Consider the following 17,948-nt stretch of genomic DNA (forward strand, 5'->3'; position numbering starts at 1 on the left):
GATTGTGCACTGACGCCGATCAGGCCCCTCAGGCTAGCCGCCCCGCGCCTAACCTCTCCCGTAAACGGGAGAGGGGTTTAAGGAAGGAATCTCTCCGTGAACGGCTACGCACGCGCCTGGTGGAAGGAAGCCGTTTTCTATCAGATCTATCCGCGCTCCTTCTGCGACAGCAATGGCGACGGCATCGGCGACATCAACGGCATCCGTCAAAAACTCAGCTACATCAAAGGACTCGGTGTTGACTGCATCTGGTTGGGGCCGCATTTCGACAGCCCTAATGCCGACAATGGCTACGATATCCGCGATTACCGCAAAGTCATGGCCGAGTTCGGTACCATGGCCGAGTTCGATGCGTTGCTGGCCGAGGTCAAGGCCGCAGGGATGCGCCTTATCCTCGATCTGGTGGTCAACCATACCAGCGACGAGCACGCCTGGTTTGTCGAAAGCCGCAAGTCCAGCGATAATCCTTATCGCGACTACTATATCTGGCAGAAGACGCCGCCCAACGCCTGGACCTCGATCTTCCGCGGCCCGGCCTGGCAAAAGGATGACGCCACTGGCGACTATTACCTGCACCTCTTCCACGTCAAACAGCCGGACCTGAATTGGGACAATCCGAAGGTCCGCCACGAGGTCTACGACGTGATGCGATTCTGGCTGGATAAGGGCGTCGACGGCTTTCGCATGGATGTCATCCCGTTCGTGTCGAAAGATCCAGCCTGGCCGGAACTAAGCGGGCGGCCGCAAGACACCTACGCCAACGGCCCCAACCGCGACGCCTATCTGCAGGAAATGCGGCGCGAGGTTTTGGAACCCTACCAGGCCGTTTCGGTCGGCGAGGCCTTCGGCGTGGCGCTGGCGGAAACACCAAAGCTGATCGACGAGCGGCGCGGCGAACTCGACATGGCTTTTCAGTTCGACACGGTCGATATCGATCGCGGACCTGATGGGTGGCGCCCATGGACCCTGCCCGAACTGAAGGCGATCTTCACCCGCCACGATGCCGCTTTCGACCGTCACTGCTGGCCGACGGTCTTCTTTTCCAACCACGACAATCCGCGCATCGTCTCGCGCTATGGCGACGATCACCCCGACTGGCGGGTGCGCTCGGCGCAGGTCATGGCGACCTTGCTTCTGACCCTGAGGGGCACACCCTTCATCTATCAGGGCGACGAACTGGGCATGACCAATGTCACCTTCCGCGATATCGCCCAGTTCGACGATATCTGGACGAAGAACGCCTGGCGTGAAGAAGTCGAAGGCGGCCGCACCACGCCGGAAGCCTTTATCGCCAACCAGAACAAGGTCAGCCGCGACCATGCCCGCACGCCGATGCCGTGGACTGCGGACGGTGGGTTCACCACGGGTACGCCATGGTTCGCGCTCAATCCCAACTACACCGACATCAATGCCGAGGCCGCTCTGGCCGACCCGAACTCGGTCTATCATGCATATGCACGGCTCATCGCCCTGCGTAACGCCCATCCCGCTTTGGTATACGGTGATTACCGCGACGCCCTGCCCCACGACGACAAGCTGTTCGTATATGAACGCAGCCTTGACGGCGACGTCTGGATGATCGCGCTCAACTTTTCCTGTGATGCGTCGGTCTTCCTGGCCCCCACCGGTTTCGACCTGGTTCTGAGCAATTACGGCACCGCCGACCGGCATCTGCGCGGCTGGGAAGCCCGCATCTACCGGAAGTTATAGCATCCTGACGCGGCCTGTGGCATAGGCCGCGCCATGGCTTTTGATCCCGTTTTAGAAACCCTGTGCCTCGCCCTGAGCGAGGACGTTCCTGCGCCGGCCGACGGCCCCGCCCTGTTCCTGCGCGCCCGCTACAACCCGGCGCTTGACGTCCTGCCGCGCGAGGCGTGGCTGTGCGACCAGAGCTTCAAACCCGACTATGACGTTCTGGTCCGTCAGGGTTTTGCTCTGCGCGAAGCCCCGCCTTTTCGCGAAGATGGGGACGGTACGCAATACGGCCTGGTCTGCGTGCTGCCGCCGCGCCAGCGCGAGGAATACCGCGCCCTGCTGGCCCGCGCCGTCACCGAGACCAGGCCGGGCGGCATCGTCCTGGCCTCCGTCAGCAATCTGGAAGGCGCCAAGACGGTCGAGAACGACCTCAAGGCCCTGTGCGGAAATGTCACCAGCCTGTCGAAGAACAAGTGCCGCGCCTTCTGGGCGCATGTCGGTGACGGCATAGACCGCGACCTGGTGGCGGCTTGGTCGCAGCTGGATGCGCCGCGTGAGGTCGAAGGCGGTCTGATCGGTCGCCCGGGTCTGTTCGCCTGGGACCGCATCGACGCTGGATCACGTTTGCTGGCCGAAAACCTGCCCAAGTTGTCGGGCAAGGGCGCGGATCTCGGCGCCGGCGCCGGCTATCTCAGCCGCGAGGTGTTGCAGCGCTGTCCCGCCGTCACGCACCTGACGCTGTTCGAGGCCGAGTCGCGCGCCCTGCCCCTGGCGCGGCAAAACCTGGCATCATTCGCGGACCGCTGTGACTTTCACTGGCACGACGTCACCAAGGGCGTGCCAATAAGCGTCTCTGGTCCGTTCGACTTTATCGTCATGAACCCGCCGTTCCACACCGGCCGCGCCGATCGCAACGACCTGGGCCACGGCTTTATCCGCGCGGCGGCCGGCGCGCTCGAAAAGGGCAGCGCCCTGTGGATGGTGGCGAACCGCCACCTGCCCTACGAGGAGGTTCTGAAGGCCGCCTTCAAAACCGTGATCACGGTGGCCGACGCCCCGCGCTACAAGGTTTTCAAGGCGGTCAAATGAAGCTGATCAAACTGTTGGCCAATCTCGGCTATGGCAGCCGCAAGGAGATGCAGCAGTTGATCCGCCGCGGCACCATTACCGATGCCGCCGGACAGCCCCTCGACGACGATTCTGCCATCGCCCATGACGATATCCGTTTGCGCGGCAAGCCCCTGGACCCGGCCCAGGGCATGATCCTGCTGTTGCATAAGCCGACCGGCTTTGTGTGTTCGACCAAGGACCGCGGCCGTCTGGTCTATGAACTCTTGCCCGAGCGCTTTTCCCTGCGCAAGCCGGTGATATCGACGGTGGGGCGGCTCGATTCGGACACGTCAGGCCTGTTGCTGATGACGGATGACGGCGATTTCCTGCACAAGGTCATCTCGCCGAGGAACCATGTCGCCAAGATCTATGAGGTCACCACCGCGCGCCCGATTTCACCGACCTATGTGCCGGTGTTTGCCTCGGGCGAACTCATGCTGGAGAGCGAAAAAGAACCGCTGAAGCCGGCCCAAATGGAGATTACCGGCGAGACGACCGCCCGGCTGACCCTGTATGAGGGGCGTTACCATCAGGTGCGGCGGATGTTCGCCGCTGTCGGCAATCACGTCGAAGCCCTGCACCGCGCGCAGATGGGCGAGTTGACCTTGGACGATCTCGCGCCGGGTAAGTGGCGCCTGATGACGCCGGATGACATTGCCATGGTGCTGAAGGTTTAGGAAATCCAGGTCGTGTCGCGTTTGACGATCTTCCAGCCACCATCTTGCAGACGCACCGTCACCTCTTCACCGTGACCGCACAGAGCGCGGCACACAAAGTCCAGGACAATCACGGCTTCGGCGTCGTCGGTGAAGCGCGGCTCATGAAACACCCAGCCGCGGTCCTGAACCGAGATCTGGACATTCGGCGCGTTCATCCGGCTGGCTGGGAAGATGGCCAGACCGGCGGCCTTGAGTTGCTCGCTGCAGTCGATGCCGCGGCTCCCCTCGCGCTTGATATCGGCATCGAATGGCCCTTCTCCGACCTGCTTTGCCACCTGCACGATCAGGTCGCAGGTTTCGGCTTCGGTCAGCGGCCGGCGGCGCGCGCCATCGGAGGCGGACGCTTGCGGTGCTGGCGCTGAAGCACAGGCGGCCAGTCCCAGCAACACGGCAGTCGTCAGGATACGAGCGGTCATGAGCAATCTCCTTTTACACCAAGTCTAGGCTCGCATTGCGGCGAAATCACACCGGACGTGGCGAGGCCAGGGCTGTGTACAGATCAGGCCGCCGGTCGCGGAAGAAGCCCCAGGCGGCGCGGTGGGTGTTGAGGTAATCAAGATCGAACTCGGCGACCAGCACGCCTTCTTCCGTCGCGCCGAACGACCGGACCAGATCGCCGCGGTTATTGGCGATAAAGCTGTGGCCATAGAAGGTCTGGCCGGCACCGTTCTGCGGCGAGATCAGGCTCTCAGTGCCGATACGGTTCGACGCGACGACCGGAATGACGTTGGCCACCGCATGGCCCTGCATCACCCTCTGCCACGGGGCGGCGGTATCGAGCGAGTCATCATGCGGCTCCGAGCCGATCGCGGTCGGATAGAACAGGACCTCGGCGCCCAGCAGCGCCATGCCGCGGGCGGCTTCCGGATACCACTGGTCCCAGCAGATGCCGACACCGATGCGGGCGAACTTGGTGTCCCACACCTTGAAGCCGGTATCGCCCGGCCGGAAATAGTATTTTTCCTGATAGCCCGGGCCATCGGGGATGTGCGACTTGCGATAGAGGCCCAGAAGGTCGCCGCCGGCATCAATGACGACCAGCGAATTGTAATAGTGCGGGCCTTCCTTCTCGTAGATCGAGGTCGGGATGACGACGTTCAGTTCGGCGGCCAGTTTTTGCATCGCAAGAACGGCCGGATGGGTGCGCCAGGGATAGGCGGTGGCGAACCAGCGCTCTTCCTGGGTGACGCAGAAATATTCACCCTGGAACAGTTCCGACGGCAGAATGATCTGCGCACCCTGCGCCGCCGCGTCGCGCACCAGCGCCGCGGTCCTGACGATATTGGCGGCCATGTCGGCGCCGTAGGCCGTCTGGAGGGCGGCCACCTTCACGGTACGGGGCATATCGGTTACCTCAGGCTTTGATAAGGGGCACTTGCTGGCTGATGCAATGGAAGCTGCCGCCGCCGGTCAGGATGGCGCGCGACGACAAGCCCAGGACCTGGCGTTCGGGGAAGAGGCTTTGCAGCGCCTCCACCGCCAGTTCACCCGGACGATCTTCGTAGATCGGCACCACCACGCAGTCGTTGGCGATCAGGAAGTTCATATGGGAGGCCGGGATGATTTCGCCATCCTCGTCGGTGACTTTTCCCGGCGACGGGATGCGCACCACCTGGATCGGACGACCGCGGGCATCGGTCTGAGCCGATAGCAGCTTCGCCGTCGCGTCATAGACGTCGGCATTGGGATCGTCGCGGCCGAAAGCCACGGGACAGGCGACCACGCCCGGCGCGACGAAACGCGCCAGATTGTCGACATGGCCGTCGGTGTGGTCGTTGAGCATGCCGTCATCCAGCCAGATGACCTTACGCACGCCCAGGGACTGGAACAGAGCCTGTTCGGCCAGGGATTGGGTCCAGCCAGGATTGCGGTTGGGATTAAGCAGGCACTGGCGCGTTGTCAGAACCGTGCCGCGACCGTCATGGTCCAACGCTCCGCCTTCCAGAATGAAGTCCTCGGTCGTGCTGGCGAAACCGTCGGCCTCGCTGATCTGACGCGCGACCTCATCGTCAAACTTCAGGTGATACTTGCCGCCCCAACCGTTGTTCTGGAATCCCACCGGCAGAGCCTGGTGGAGGTCGTCCTCATCGGCATCGTCGGCAACATAGATCGGGCCAGTGTCGCGGAACCAAATATCGCCGAAGCGGCCATCGACGATCTCGACCTTTTTGACATCACCCAGCAGCGTTTCCGCCGCAGCCCGGGCTTCGTCGCCCATGACCATCAGCTTGACGTGCTCGTCGCCCATTTCGGCCAGGACGCGCGCCAGGGCCGCGACCTCGGCCTGGGCCGGGATCAGGTCCTCCTGCCACAGATTGCCGTGGCTGGGGAAACCCAGCCAGATCGCCTTATGCGCTTCCCATTCCGCCGGAACGATTCGAGTCATGCCTGAGCCCACAATTGATAAGCGCCGCCTCTTAGCACCGCCATGCATACATTGCCACGACAATCAGGCGTAAAAAAGCGGCCCCGGACAAACCGGAGCCGCTTCATTTTTAGTCGTCGTCAGACGAAGCTTAGAACTTCGTCTTCAGGGTCAGCATAGCGGTGCGCGGCGCGCCAACGGAGTGGGTCGGCTGGCTGGCCGACTTGGAAACTACAGGCGTGCCCGGATCGACGTCGTTGATGACAACGGTGTTGTTGGTCGAACCCAGCGAACCCAGATAGGTTTCATCAAACACGTTGATCACGTTGATCTGAAGTTGCGTGCCTTCAAGACCGAACGGAACGATGTCCCAATTCAGGTCCAGGTCGAAGGTGGTGTAGGCATCCGACTTGGCGTCGTTCACGTCGGAGATGAAGCGTTCATCGACGTACTTGCCTTGCAGACCGACGCGGAAATCCGGATTGACATCCCATTGCATCCGCGTGGCGTAGGTCCATTCCGGTGTTTCGACCAAAGTCTTGCCCTTGGTCGGCAGGTAAGTCGAAGCGGTCAGTTGCAGGTCACTCAACAGTTCGCTGTGATTGTAAGAGGCCGAGGCGTAGAGCGACAGATGCTCAGTGGCCTGCCAGCCAATCTGACCGTCCCAGCCGTACATATCCACGTCGCCGACATTGCGGTCGACCGACAGCAGGGTGTCCGGATCGTACGTGGTCACGATGCGGTTGTGGAACTTGGTCGACCACAGGGCCGTCGAGGCCAGGATCGAACCGCTCTGGTAACGGTAGCCCAGGTCGAACGACTGAGTAGTTTCCGGATCGGCGATCGAGGTGACGAGCGGCGAATTAGCGGCAGCCGCGCGGCTGTACTTGTACAGGTTGTCCGTGCGCGGCGCTGAGATCTGCTCAGCGTAGCTGGCATAGATCATCTGGCTGTCGCCGATCGCGTAGGACACGCCAACGTTCGGAAGGGTCTTGGAATATTCCTTGACGAAGCTGATCGGCGCAATATGCGGCGTGGAACCGGTCGACGGGAAGAAGACGTTGCCCGAAGCGGTCGGCGTGCCGGAGGTCGCTTCGCTGGTGCAGCGCGGGAAGTCGCCGCCGGAGGGCTGGTAGCAATAGTTGTTCAGTTCGCGGGTAAGCTTCGGCGCGCGGACACCGAGGTTCACGACCAGCTTGTCGTCCAGGAACTGGCCACGATAGTCGAGCGAGAACTGTTCCAGCTTGGCGATCGAGAAACGGTTGCGGTTTTGCAGCACATTGCCGGTAAGTGACGTAACGGCATTGTCCGGATTGTCACGACCACCGAATACGTCAACCGGATCGCCATTGGCCTGCAGGTAGCCGAAGGCGCCGGTCTGGCGGTGACGGCCGTAGTCGAGGGTGTAGGCGCCGCGGATGCGATGGTTGTCGTCAAGGTCCCAGATCAACGAGCTATTGACGGTATAGCGGTGGGTGTTCGTCGTCGACGGACGCCACAGAGTGACGACGTCCATGACATCGCCGTCGCCGTTCAGGTCCTTACCGACGCCGGCGGTATCCGTACCGTCGTTGTCCAGCCGCGAGTTCTTTTCGTTGACGTTTTCGGTCTGGGTGCCGCCGTTGGCCAGGACGTATTGGACGGTTGGGTCAAACGTAAAAATCAGGTTGTCGGTCAGGTGATACTTGAACTTACCGCGCAGGCTGCCTGTGTCGGAGGGGTTGACGCGCTGTCCGAAATAATTGCCGCAGTTGGATGCAGCCTGAGCCGTACCGCCGACAGCCTTCGGGATCGTGCAGGTCGCGTCGTAGTCTAGCTGCGGATTGGTCTTGAAATCCGCAAGCGTTATGTTGCGGTAAGAATTGTTGCGGTTTTCGTTCCAGTTAACAGCCAGGCTGACATAGTCGCCGACATCGCCGAAGCCCTTGAAGATCATGCCGTTGTACTGCGTCTTGTCGATGACGCCCGGGCCTTTGAACTTGTCGTACTTGGTCTTGGAAACGGTCACATAGGACTTGAAGCCGGCGATCTCGCCCGTGTTGACCATCAGGAAGGCGCGTTTGTAGGCGAACGATCCGATGCCGAGGTTAAAGTTGACGCCGAAATCGTCGGTCGGACGGACCGTGGTGTAACCAACGGTGCCGCCAGCGGCCGAAGCGGTCGGGCTGTCGACATCAGTCGTACCCTGATTTACCGTGGCGCGCTCGATCAGTTCCGGATCCAGCTGTTGGTTGGAGTAGATGGCATAGTTGCCGGTGTCGTTCAGCGGCACGCCGTCGAAGGTCAGCGAGATGCGGTTGCCGTCAAACCCGCGGATGCGGATGTTGCCACCGGACGAACCATAAGGATCGTTGTTGGTGAAGTTAACACCCGGAACCAGGTTGATGCTGTTCAGGATGGTCTGGCCGGACGGCTGAGTCGCAATGAATTCCTGCGTGACCGTCGAGCGAGACTTGGTGATGTTTTCCTTGGTCAGGGCGCCGTCGATGGAGCGCGGGCTACGGCTGCCAGTGATGACGACCGCAGTCGATTCTGTGGCTTCCGTGCCGGTCGACTGGGCATAGGCGCCCGAAACGCTGACCAGCGACGCCAGCGCGGTGCCGGCCAGGATGATGGACTTGTTGAGTTTCATTCGGAGGATCCCCTCTCCAGTGGGTTACACGCAAAAAAGCAAAACATACCGGGCATCCGGGACAACAAATGAGCAGCCTGAGCTAGCCCAGGTTGGCCCCGTGAGACGCCGCAAGAATTGTGCTGTTAATTCTTTAGTAGGTTTCTCGCCGCTTTTTGAGCGAAAAGTGCAAACCTTTTGTGACGCTTGTCACATACGCAACGGGTTGCAGCCTTATTGTCACAGTTTGCTGCTGTGCAGCAGGCACGATTTTGCCGCATTTCGCGCGATTCCCTGGGGGTGCCGCAAGGGAAACCCACCATATATAGGCGCTCAAACCCAAGCCCTACCTAGATGTGCCGAGTCGTGACCGAACCATCACGATCTCGCGGGAAAAATTTCACACCATTGCATTTTCGTGAAGACGTGCGGAAAGACCCTGTGTCTTTTGCGACGCAGCATACATGTTGCGGATATCACGATGCCCTTTTCGGACAAGCAAAAACCCGGCCTGAAGACAGGCCGGGTTTCCGCATTTTCGCTTGTAACGTACGAATCGAGTTCTAAATCTTAGAACGCGATGTCGATCGTCGAACGACGGTTCAGGGGTTCCTTCACGCCGTCGCCGGTGGCGACTGCGGGTTGAGATTCACCCTTCCAGTCAACAGCCAGCTTGGAGCCGTCAACACCGAGACCAGCAAGGGCATCGGCCACGGTCTTGGCGCGGCGTTCCGACAGGCGGATGTTGTAAGCGGCCGAACCGGAGGTGTCGGCGTGACCGACGACCACGACGCGAGCAGCACCACCGGTCTTGGCGTAGTCAGCAGCGGCCGAAACCACAGCCTGAGCGTCCGCCGTCAGGTCCGACTTGTCGAACTCGAAGTACACGATGAACGTGCGGTCTTCGTACTTCTGCACCGGAGGCGCAGGCGGCGGCGGCGGCGGGGGAGCCGGCGGGGTCATCGGCGGAGCGGGCGGCGGCGGGGGAGGCGCAGCCACGACAGCCGGAGCACCGAAGGCCCAACGCAGGCCGACCGAGACCGTCTGGTCATTGAACTTGCCGGAGAATTCACCCGGCTGTTCCCAGCCAGCTCCGTTCGCGCCACCGCCGGCCATGTTGGCCGCGCTCAGAGGTGCAACGATGCCGTCGAAGGTGGCTTCACCAGCCGCCAGGTAGCGGTAGGTGACGTCCAGGCTCAGGCGGTCGGACAGGGCCCAGGCGATACCGGCCAGGAACTGTGCGGCCGGAACCGTGTCGGAACCCGTGATGCTGAGATCGGAAACACCACCAGCCGGGCTGGTCGACATTTGACCGATCAGCTTAGCCTTGACGTGGTCGACACCGACGCCGACGCCGACAAACGGGTGCAGCGAGGATTCCGGCAGGATGTCATAGTACAGGTTGACCATGAAGGTCGTCTGGTCGAACGAACCGCGCGGACCGCCGCAGGGATCGGCCGCACCACGGATGACGCCGACGGTGCACAGCGCGGTGTCAACGGTCGTGTTGCCCGGAATGGTCGGGTAGTCACGAGCAAACGGAGCAGTCGCGCTGGTCACGTCGCCGGGGCGATAGCCGCCTTCGAATTCAACGCGCCAGTTGGGGTTGTAGCGATAACCGAGACGGGCAAAGCCGGCCCAGTCTTCGTCGGTTGCGACGTCGTACATGTACGCGCCACCATCCGCCATCTTGCCGGTGGAAACGGCTTCATAGTCGCCCTTGGAATTGTAGCCAAGGTCGACACCGCCGTACCAGCCCGGGTATTGTTCGGCAGAAGCGCCTGTCGCTGCTACCATCGCAGCGAGAGCGACGCCCGCTAGCAAACTGAGTTTCATAATAATTGCCCTCTCTTGGCCATCGAACGAACAGCCGATCATCTCGACTGAAACTTCTAGTACGTGACTTCAATAACTTTCCGAAGTCGTTTTGCATAGCACCCAAATACGTATTTGGTTAAGAATCTGCACTTTTGGCTCCGCTTTGACGCGAACTGACACCAGAAAGACACGCTTATGGGAATGCAACCGTACAGGCGGTCATAATGACCGAACGCTACCGTAAAAAATCTATAGGCCCACCAAGGGGGCACATAAAAATATCATAAGGAAAAGAAAAAGGCTTGCGATTTCTTCGGCCTTTGCGTAGAGACACGCCCTCTGATCGACCCCCAGGCGCCCCGGCGCCGACGGACCGGGCCCGAACACCCTTTTACTGGTTTGTAAAATCAGGTGTTTTCTTCGGTCTCCCTCTGACGGAGAGGTGGCTGAGTGGTCGAAAGCACCGCACTCGAAATGCGGCATAGGGGCAACTCTATCGTGGGTTCGAATCCCACCCTCTCCGCCATATCACCTCTAAGAAGCACCCCCGCAAGGGGGCTTTTTTATGCCTTCATAACGCCGCAAAGTCTTAACGCCCGCTGGCCGGACCGCCCCGAAAAAACAGCGAATTTACCGCTTTTCCGCCGCAGTTATCGCAGCGCCGCATGGGCAATCGCGAGTCAGTAACCTACAAATGGATTTTCAGAGCGACCTGGACCTGGGTCTGGCTCTGGCGCGGATCCAGCCCCTGGGCGACGCGCGCCGGGCGAAAACTTTGCACGTGCACAACCTCAGCGGCCATGTCGAGGTGCTCCGTCAAAGGCCGCATCCAGGCCAGGGTCGCGGCGTGGCCCTTTTCGGTATTGTCATCCCTTTTGCGCCACGAAAGGTCCTTGACGGCGAACGCGTCGAATCGGCCGGAAAGGCGCGAACCGTCTTCGAAGCGGCGCGTCGCGAGCAGATAGATTGAGTCATATCTGATTTCGAAGGCACGTGCACCTTTGTCGACCGTGCCCCCCATGGCCGTTGCGCCGGTCATGTACTGAGAAAGTATCTCCCAATCGGACGCTGGCTGATACAGAATGCCCAGGTTGTAAAAACGTGTAGCCCAGCCATACTGGCCGTTGCGAACGATTTCAGGATTGCCTTGATTGTCGTAGAACTCCAAGTCAACCCTAATCGGCACCGGCGGTCGCCAATCAATTCGGGCGTAGTAACCCAAGCGCCCATCCACTTCGGCCAGCGGCTTGGATATCATCGCCTGCGACCGCGGAAGCCCAGGCAGGTCCGAAGGTAATGGCAGCGCAGTGCTTTCCGCCGCCGTGACGTCGTGCAGCGCCCAGCCGCGCCAGGTCAGGATGGTCGCCGATGTGTCGTTTTTCGTGAACCCGGCCAGGGTCAGCCCCAGTCCATGATCGCCCATCTGGGCCTGAACGTTGCCTTCCAGGCCCTGGACGAGGACCTCCTCACCGATCCAGCTGTTGATCGCCGACGGTGTCAGGGTCCGCGTCGTCGTCCAGCCGGCGCCGTCATGCTCCAGCGATACTGGCGGAAAAAACTGGCCGGCGCGCAGGCTGTAGCGAATCGCCGAGGTCGGCACCGGCTTCCACTTTACGAAAGCTTCTTCGATGCCGAAGGCCTCATTTGCGTCAGAACTGGGTGAGTCAGATCTGGGCGAATCAGGCACGTACTGCGCGATGATATGGGCCGTCACTGTGTCGGCGAGGCGCGGCTGCCATACCACGGCGGCCTGGGCCAGGTGGGCGCCCACGTCGTCGCCGCCATAACGCGTCTTGCCGAAGCCGCCGTCCCGCCAGCCGCGTTCGCCGTCGGATAAACTCAGCCGAACATCCGCCCACGCCTTGACGTTTTCCGGCTGGAACAACTGAACCTCAGCCAGGCATGGCAAGGCCGCCAGCCCCGTCAGGGCAGCAGCGGAAACGGCGAGGCAGAGACGGCGGGTTGGGGTCATCAAAGCGCCTTGCGGGGTCGGAATTCGGGCATGCGGGCGCGGGCGTCGCCGACCTGGCGGAAGTCCTCCAGGAAGGGAATCAGGGCGTCGTATGGCATGGGTTTGGCGATGCCGTAGCCCTGGGCGATATCGCAGCCCATGGCCTGCAGCAAGGTAAAGGAGGTGGCGGTTTCGACACCTTCAGCCGTAACCTTCATGCCGAGACCGTGGGCCAGGTCGATGGTCGACCGTACCAGCAGAGCGTCGCGCTGGCCCTGTTCGATCTCCATGATGAAGGCGCGGTCGATCTTCAGCTCATGCGCCGGGATCTGCTTCAGATAGGACAGCGACGACAGGCCGGTGCCGAAATCGTCCAGCGATATCTCAACGCCGTGTTCAACAAAGGTATTGATGGCGGCCAGGCCGATCTTGGGGTCTTCGATGACCGCCGTTTCGGTGATTTCCAGGCAGATATGCCCCACGGCCGTATCGACCATGCTGACCGTCCTGGCATTGAACGCTTCGTCCGAGAGCAGACGGCCGGAGTAGTTCACGCTGATGTCCAGATCAAAGCCGGCGTCTTTCAGGCGACGCTGATCTTCCAGGACGGTGTCGAAAACGTGCAGGGTCAGGTCACGGATGGCGCCGGTTTCCTCGGCGATGGCGACGAAGCGCTGGGGCGAGACATACCCGCGCTCGGGATGGTTCCAGCGCACCAGGGCCTCGACGCCGGTGATACGGCCCTCGCGATAGCTGAACTTGGGCTGATACCAAACGGTCAGCGCCTTGGACTGCAAGGCGGCAAACAGCTGGTCGGTCAGAAGCAGGGTGTCGGCCAGCTCGGAATAGATGCGCGGATCGAACAGGGCGATACCGGTCTTGGCGGCGCGCGCCTGGTCCAGCGCAATCAGGGCGCGTTCCACCATTTCATCCGCCGTCGGGCGGACATGGCTGACGTGGTAGACGCCCTGGGAGACATTGACGTCCAGGCTCTGATCGTCGGTGACCTTGATGCGCTTGACCAGACGCGCGGCGATCGCGCGGGCCAGCGGAATGGCCTGCTCGGCGTCGCACGGCGCCAGGCACAGCCCCAGGGTATCGGCCGAAAGACGGGCAATAAAGGCCTTGTCGAACAGGCGGGCCAGGATGGTCTGCAAACGCGACACCAGGGTGTGGGCATAGGCGCCCCCCCAGACGGCGCGGATATGGGCATAACGCTCGATGCCGATGGCCACGACCACGATCCCCGCTTCGGACTGGTCTTCCAACTCGGCGATGTGATCTTCGAAGGACGAGCGGTTCGGCATGCTGGTGGCCATGTCGGTCTTGGCCAGCCGGGTGATATCGCGCTCACGGTCCTCGATCGAAATGGCCATGTCGTTGAAGGCATGGGCCAGGTCGGCCATTTCATCCGTAGTCGAGATGTTCACCTGGCTGGAGCGGCCATCGCGCAAGGCGCTTGCCGCCTCCTTCAGCGCCAGGATCGGCCGGGTCAGTGAACGCGCCAAATAAAGGCTGGCCAGGATGACGAAGACAAGGCCCAGGGCGCCGATGCCGAACAGGACGGTCAGAAGCGGCTGATAGGCTTTCAGCGCTGCGCTCAGCGGATAGCTGAGCAGCAGCACGCTGCGCTGGTCACTTTCCAGGTTGGGCAGCGAGGTGGCCACGGCGATGACAGTCCCCTGGTTGCTCTCGACCATGCTGGCGGCCTTGGTTTCCAGGCTCTGGTCAATGAAGAAGCTTAAGGAACTAGGCTTGTAGGTCGTGCTTTGCTCGGCCGGCCCCTGCCACAGGCCGCCGCGGGTCTGGGTCAGGATCGAGGCCTTGATCGGGATCGAGGATAGCCCCTGCAGGTTCTGCATCTCGGCATCATCAAGGCGCGAGGCGAAAACGACCCAGCCCAGGCGGTCGGGTGCCATGACCGGGGCGGCCACGGCCTGGTAAGGATGGCTGTCGACCGAGATAATGCCGATCCGGGAGTCCACCTCATCGCTGGCTCCCAAGGCATGGGCCAGGTTGTGACCCAGCGCCGAGGTGTCGCCGGCGATTGGACGGCCATCACGGCCGATCACCAGGCCGGCATCGGTCTTCAGGCGGCTTTGCAGGTTCATGAACGCCGAATCGACGGTTGCCGTGTCTTCGGTCGCGAGCGCCTGACGGAAGCCGAAGTCGCGCGACAGCACCATGGCATTGGTTTGCAGGGCGTCGGATTTCAGCGACCAGATGCGGTTGAACACGCTGGCCGAGGCCTGCAGTTCCTTCTGGACGGAATCGCGGGCATAGGACAGCACGGCCATGTAGCAGGCAAGGGCTATCAGCAGCAGGGCCAGGGAAAACAACCCGCCATACATGACCGTCAGTTTGGTGCTGAGACGCTTGAATACCATGGACTATCCTAGTTTGTCGCAAAATAACGAGTTCATGTTCTCGGTCCTGATGGCAAATCGCTTGAAGTTGGTGAGAGCCGATTTCGTTATTTTTCAACGGGCCTAATAAGACCCGTTCGGGGTCAGTCGTGCGCGCACCTTGACCGCAAAGGTCTGGGGCGCGTTCGTCTTGCCGGCCGTCAGGGCCTTGGCGACTTCATGGTCGGGCGCATCCATCAGCGGATGCCAGACCTTCAGCGCCCCAGCCCCTTCCGGTACGCCCTTCAGCACGATCTTGCCGTCGGCGCCCGTGGTGGCGAAGTAAGGCGTATTGACGATGTGGATATAGGCCGACATCGAGTCGTGAATGTTGCAGCCCAGGGCATCCGTGCCGGCCTTGGTGAAGGTGACAGTGCGCGTCTGCCCCTTGCCGTAGAGCGGCAGCTGGAACGGCATGGCGGGCGAGAATGAATACACGTGGTGGTTGACGCGATCCTGGTTGGGAAAGCTCACCGTGGCACCGACCGGAACGGCCAGGACGAAGGGTGCGAACTGCACATTCTTCTGAGTCATGACGTACTGGGCCGACTTGACCGCAGCCGGAATCGCCGCGCCCGCCTTCGGAGTCCAGGTCACCACGGCAAACGACACGGGCTTTCCGCCGGCGTCATTGACGGTCACGCTCAGGTCCGCGGCCTGCACTGCAGGGGCGGCCAGAAGGACAATCAGGCTCGGGAAAACAGCTTTCATGCCATCGGGATATCACAACAGACTGAAAACCCGGTTAATTGCCTGAGAGAACACGGCTTTTCCACGAGGACCATCATAAAAGGCGTCACGATTGCTTTCGCAGAGCGGCTGCGCCATAGACGAAACCTCAATTTCCGAGGATTCCATGGCCAGTTTTGCCAGCGATAATACAGCGCCCGTCCACCCCAAAGTCCTGGCCGCACTGGCCACAGCGAATAACGGGGCCGCGCCCGCCTACGGTAACGACCGGGTAACGGCGCGTCTGCGTGAAACCGTGGCCGAGGTTTTCCACTGCCCTGACGTCAGCGTCTTTCCAGTGTTCAACGGTTCGGCCTGCAACGGCCTGGCCCTGGCACGGATGATTAGACCCTACGAGTCGATCCTGTGCCATCGTCAGGCCCATATCAATAATGACGAGTGCGGCTTGCCGGAATTTTTTACCGGCGGCAAAATCGTACCGATCGATGGCTTTGGCGCCAAGCTGACCGTAGCCGCCATCGGCGACACCATCGCCCATGCTCTGGAGCACGCGCCGCATACCTCGCGCCCTAGGGCGATCAGCCTGACCCAAAGCACAGAACTGGGCACGGTTTACAGTATGGATGAACTTGCCACCCTGACCGCCTTCGCGCGGACGCACGGTCTCTATGTCCATATGGACGGCGCACGCATCGCCAATGCCGTGGCGTCATTGGGCTGCGCGCCGCATGAGGTGGTGAAGGGCGTCGATATCCTGTCCTTCGGCGGCACCAAGAACGGCGCGATGCTGGCCGAAGCCGCGGTCATTTTTAATCCGGTGTTGGCCGAGGACTTTGCCTATATCCATAAGCGTGCCGGCCAGCTTCCGTCCAAAGCGCGGTTTGTCTCGGCCCAGCTTCAGGCCCTGCTGGAGGACGGCCTGTGGCTGGAACTCGGCGGCCACGCCAATGCCATGGCACGGTTGCTGGCGGAGGGTTTGCAAACGGTGGCAGGTGTCGCCCTGCTCTATCCGGTCGAGGCCAACGAACTGTTCGTCACCCTGCCGCGTCCTGTGGCGCAGAAGCTGTTCGCCAAGGGCCATCAGTTCTATCCCTGGCCGGCCGAAGGTCCGGAGGCCTATCGCCTAGTGACCAGCTTCGCCACAACCAAAGCCGAGGTCGACGGTTTTCTGGGCGAGCTATAAAGCCGCCAGCAACGGCACCAGGGCATGGCTGACCGGGGTGTGGACTCCAAACTGACGGCCTTTGCGGATCAGCACGCCGTTGCGCGCGTCCCACTCGCAGGCGCGGCCGGCACGGATGTCTTCCAGCATCGAGTTGGTTTCCTCCGGCGTGCACGACATCCACGTCGCCATCTGCTCTTCCATTACCGAGTCCGGCAGATCCGCCCCAGCGGCACGGCCCACCGCAATCGTCTCGGCCAGGATCGCCCGCGCCAGATCGGCGATGCCCGGCTTGTGAAACACGCCCATCGGCTGGCGGGTCAGGGCCAGGACTGCGCCTGACGCAGCATTGACGCAGAGCTTGCGCCACATCCGCGTCGTCAAATCGGCAACCGCTAAGGGGGTGGCGAAACTGCCGGCGAACAGGTCGACAAAGGCACGGCCATCGTCATTGTCCTGAACCAGCAGGCCGGCGCGGCCGTGCCAGAAGACCTCGCCCGGCGCCCGGCGTGTCGCCGGCACATCGACCACCACCGGCACCATAGCCACGTCACCGGCAAACGGGGCTACCCTGTCCTGATGCTCCACGCCATTTTGCAGAACCGCGATTCGCGTTCCCGGTCTGACACCTGCGCGAATGGCGTCGCCGGCCGAGGCCGTCTGATGCGCCTTGGTGCAGACGAAAACCCAGTCGGACGGCGCGGCGGGCCCAATCTTCGCCGGATGACGGCGGAACGGACCGTCGGCCGTGTCGACCGCCACTTCGGGAAACGGTTGGCGTGAGACGAAGGTGACGTCATGGCCGGCATCGATCAGCGCGGCGCCGACGGTCAGGCCAACCGCTCCGGGTCCGATAAGGGTAATGGACGACATGGCGGCTCCTTGTTTTTCGCTTTCGTCGGCCTTATCACAGGCCCGCCATGTCCAAAACCACCCCTGCTACGCTTTTTCTGACCAAGGCCGGTGTCGCCTTTGACCTGCACCCGTATGATTATGATCCGGATGCGCCGCGGGTCGGGCTGCAGGCGGCAGAAGCGCTGGGGGTCGATCCCGACCAGACCTTCAAGACCCTGATGGCCGAGGCCGATGGGAAACCGGTCTGCGTCGTTGTACCCTCGCCCCAGGAGGTCAGCATGAAGAAGCTGGCCGCCCACTTCGGCGCCAAGTCGGCCCACATGATGAAAGTACCCGACGCCGAACGGCTGACCGGTTTCAAGGTCGGCGGAATCTCGCCGTTTGGTCCGCGCAAGATGGTGCCGACCGCGATCGATGAGACGGCGCAACTGTTCGACACCGTCTATATCAATGCCGGCCAGCGCGGGCTGTTGCTCAGCATCGCCCCAGACGACGCCGCGCGGGTTCTGTCGGCGGGCTATGTCGATCTGATGGCCTGATCCGGTTGTCCTTGCGCGACGTACAGGC

General features: G+C 61.7%; 14 protein-coding genes and 1 tRNA gene. 6 read left to right on the forward strand and 9 right to left on the reverse strand.

Annotated elements, in window-relative coordinates:
- The first annotated feature begins 96 nt into the window (after positions 1-96).
- From ABI_RS11450 to ABI_RS11460, 3 genes are read left to right on the forward strand one after another with little or no spacing between them, the layout of a single operon-like run.
- A complete protein-coding gene (locus ABI_RS11450) occupies positions 97-1,710 on the forward strand; it encodes an alpha-glucosidase (protein ID WP_006273137.1) in 1,614 nt (537 codons plus the stop codon).
- Between the two features lie 33 nt (positions 1,711-1,743).
- A complete protein-coding gene (locus ABI_RS11455) occupies positions 1,744-2,784 on the forward strand; it encodes a class I SAM-dependent methyltransferase (RefSeq protein WP_006273138.1) in 1,041 nt (346 codons plus the stop codon).
- Entirely contained in the window at positions 2,781-3,482 is a 702-nt protein-coding gene (locus ABI_RS11460; RefSeq protein ID WP_006273139.1) for a pseudouridine synthase, read from the forward strand. The genes ABI_RS11455 and ABI_RS11460 overlap by 4 nt, the downstream gene beginning before the upstream one ends.
- On the opposite strand, the gene ABI_RS11465 is transcribed toward ABI_RS11460, so the two are convergent.
- The 5 genes from ABI_RS11465 to ABI_RS11485 all read right to left on the reverse strand — a co-directional run bounded on the left by ABI_RS11465 (position 3,479) and on the right by ABI_RS11485 (position 10,336).
- Positions 3,479-3,940 (reverse strand): hypothetical protein, encoded by a 462-nt coding sequence (locus tag ABI_RS11465; protein WP_006273141.1) that lies wholly within the window; start codon positions 3,938-3,940, stop codon positions 3,479-3,481. The two genes, ABI_RS11460 and ABI_RS11465, sit on opposite strands and share 4 nt — an antisense overlap.
- 46 nt (positions 3,941-3,986) lie before the next feature.
- Positions 3,987-4,868 (reverse strand): N-carbamoylputrescine amidase, encoded by an 882-nt coding sequence (gene aguB, locus ABI_RS11470; RefSeq protein ID WP_040309174.1) that lies wholly within the window; start codon positions 4,866-4,868, stop codon positions 3,987-3,989.
- A 10-nt stretch (positions 4,869-4,878) separates the two neighbouring features.
- Positions 4,879-5,910, reverse strand: a complete 1,032-nt coding sequence (locus tag ABI_RS11475) for an agmatine deiminase family protein (protein ID WP_006273143.1) — start codon at positions 5,908-5,910, stop codon at positions 4,879-4,881.
- A gap of 130 nt (positions 5,911-6,040) precedes the next feature.
- Positions 6,041-8,521 carry a TonB-dependent receptor gene (locus ABI_RS11480; RefSeq protein ID WP_006273144.1) on the reverse strand — a complete coding sequence of 827 codons (2,481 nt, stop codon included), beginning with the start codon at positions 8,519-8,521 and terminating at the stop codon, positions 6,041-6,043.
- Positions 8,522-9,070: 549 nt separating this feature from the next.
- Entirely contained in the window at positions 9,071-10,336 is a 1,266-nt protein-coding gene (locus tag ABI_RS11485) for an OmpA family protein (RefSeq protein WP_040309175.1), read from the reverse strand.
- Positions 10,337-10,754: 418 nt separating this feature from the next.
- Between ABI_RS11485 and ABI_RS11490 the strand changes: the two genes are divergently transcribed.
- Positions 10,755-10,844: transfer RNA gene (locus ABI_RS11490), tRNA-Ser, on the forward strand.
- Positions 10,845-11,006: 162 nt separating this feature from the next.
- On the opposite strand, the gene ABI_RS11495 is transcribed toward ABI_RS11490, so the two are convergent.
- The 3 genes from ABI_RS11495 to ABI_RS11505 form a co-directional block, all read right to left on the reverse strand.
- Positions 11,007-12,290: a hypothetical protein gene (locus ABI_RS11495; protein WP_006273147.1), complete on the reverse strand. Its 1,284-nt coding sequence runs from the start codon at positions 12,288-12,290 to the stop codon at positions 11,007-11,009.
- A complete protein-coding gene (locus ABI_RS11500; RefSeq protein ID WP_006273148.1) occupies positions 12,290-14,656 on the reverse strand; it encodes a putative bifunctional diguanylate cyclase/phosphodiesterase in 2,367 nt (788 codons plus the stop codon). Before ABI_RS11500 ends, ABI_RS11495 begins: the two co-directional genes overlap by 1 nt.
- Positions 14,657-14,758: 102 nt before the next feature.
- Positions 14,759-15,385: a cupredoxin domain-containing protein gene (locus ABI_RS11505; RefSeq protein ID WP_006273150.1), complete on the reverse strand. Its 627-nt coding sequence runs from the start codon at positions 15,383-15,385 to the stop codon at positions 14,759-14,761.
- A 145-nt stretch (positions 15,386-15,530) separates the two neighbouring features.
- Here ABI_RS11505 and ABI_RS11510 point away from each other — a divergent pair, with 145 nt between their 5' ends.
- Complete coding sequence (locus tag ABI_RS11510) at positions 15,531-16,547, forward strand: threonine aldolase family protein (protein WP_006273152.1); 1,017 nt, start codon at positions 15,531-15,533, stop codon at positions 16,545-16,547.
- On the opposite strand, the gene ABI_RS11515 is transcribed toward ABI_RS11510, so the two are convergent.
- Positions 16,542-17,399, reverse strand: coding sequence for a 2-dehydropantoate 2-reductase (locus ABI_RS11515; RefSeq protein ID WP_006273153.1), 858 nt, complete (start codon positions 17,397-17,399; stop codon positions 16,542-16,544). The two genes, ABI_RS11510 and ABI_RS11515, sit on opposite strands and share 6 nt — an antisense overlap.
- A gap of 47 nt (positions 17,400-17,446) precedes the next feature.
- Here ABI_RS11515 and ybaK point away from each other — a divergent pair, with 47 nt between their 5' ends.
- Positions 17,447-17,920 (forward strand): Cys-tRNA(Pro) deacylase, encoded by a 474-nt coding sequence (gene ybaK / locus ABI_RS11520; protein WP_006273154.1) that lies wholly within the window; start codon positions 17,447-17,449, stop codon positions 17,918-17,920.
- Positions 17,921-17,948: the final 28 nt, after the last annotated feature.

The organism is Asticcacaulis biprosthecium C19 (assembly GCF_000204015.1).
GTDB classification, from domain to species: Bacteria; Pseudomonadota; Alphaproteobacteria; order Caulobacterales; family Caulobacteraceae; genus Asticcacaulis; species Asticcacaulis biprosthecius.

What these genes read in the sequence shown, in the direction of transcription:
- ABI_RS11455 (WP_006273138.1), top strand. Translation starts at nt 1,744, where the DNA reads ATGGCTTTTGATCCCGTTTTAGAAACCCTGTGCCTCGCCCTGAGCGAG.
- ABI_RS11460 (WP_006273139.1), top strand. Translation starts at nt 2,781, where the DNA reads ATGAAGCTGATCAAACTGTTGGCCAATCTCGGCTATGGCAGCCGCAAG.
- ABI_RS11465 (WP_006273141.1), bottom strand. Translation starts at nt 3,940, where the DNA reads ATGACCGCTCGTATCCTGACGACTGCCGTGTTGCTGGGACTGGCCGCC.
- aguB (WP_040309174.1), bottom strand. Translation starts at nt 4,868, where the DNA reads ATGCCCCGTACCGTGAAGGTGGCCGCCCTCCAGACGGCCTACGGCGCC.
- ABI_RS11475 (WP_006273143.1), bottom strand. Translation starts at nt 5,910, where the DNA reads ATGACTCGAATCGTTCCGGCGGAATGGGAAGCGCATAAGGCGATCTGG.
- ABI_RS11480 (WP_006273144.1), bottom strand. Translation starts at nt 8,521, where the DNA reads ATGAAACTCAACAAGTCCATCATCCTGGCCGGCACCGCGCTGGCGTCG.
- ABI_RS11485 (WP_040309175.1), bottom strand. Translation starts at nt 10,336, where the DNA reads ATGAAACTCAGTTTGCTAGCGGGCGTCGCTCTCGCTGCGATGGTAGCA.
- ABI_RS11495 (WP_006273147.1), bottom strand. Translation starts at nt 12,290, where the DNA reads ATGACCCCAACCCGCCGTCTCTGCCTCGCCGTTTCCGCTGCTGCCCTG.
- ABI_RS11500 (WP_006273148.1), bottom strand. Translation starts at nt 14,656, where the DNA reads ATGGTATTCAAGCGTCTCAGCACCAAACTGACGGTCATGTATGGCGGG.
- ABI_RS11505 (WP_006273150.1), bottom strand. Translation starts at nt 15,385, where the DNA reads ATGAAAGCTGTTTTCCCGAGCCTGATTGTCCTTCTGGCCGCCCCTGCA.
- ABI_RS11510 (WP_006273152.1), top strand. Translation starts at nt 15,531, where the DNA reads ATGGCCAGTTTTGCCAGCGATAATACAGCGCCCGTCCACCCCAAAGTC.
- ABI_RS11515 (WP_006273153.1), bottom strand. Translation starts at nt 17,399, where the DNA reads ATGTCGTCCATTACCCTTATCGGACCCGGAGCGGTTGGCCTGACCGTC.
- ybaK (WP_006273154.1), top strand. Translation starts at nt 17,447, where the DNA reads ATGTCCAAAACCACCCCTGCTACGCTTTTTCTGACCAAGGCCGGTGTC.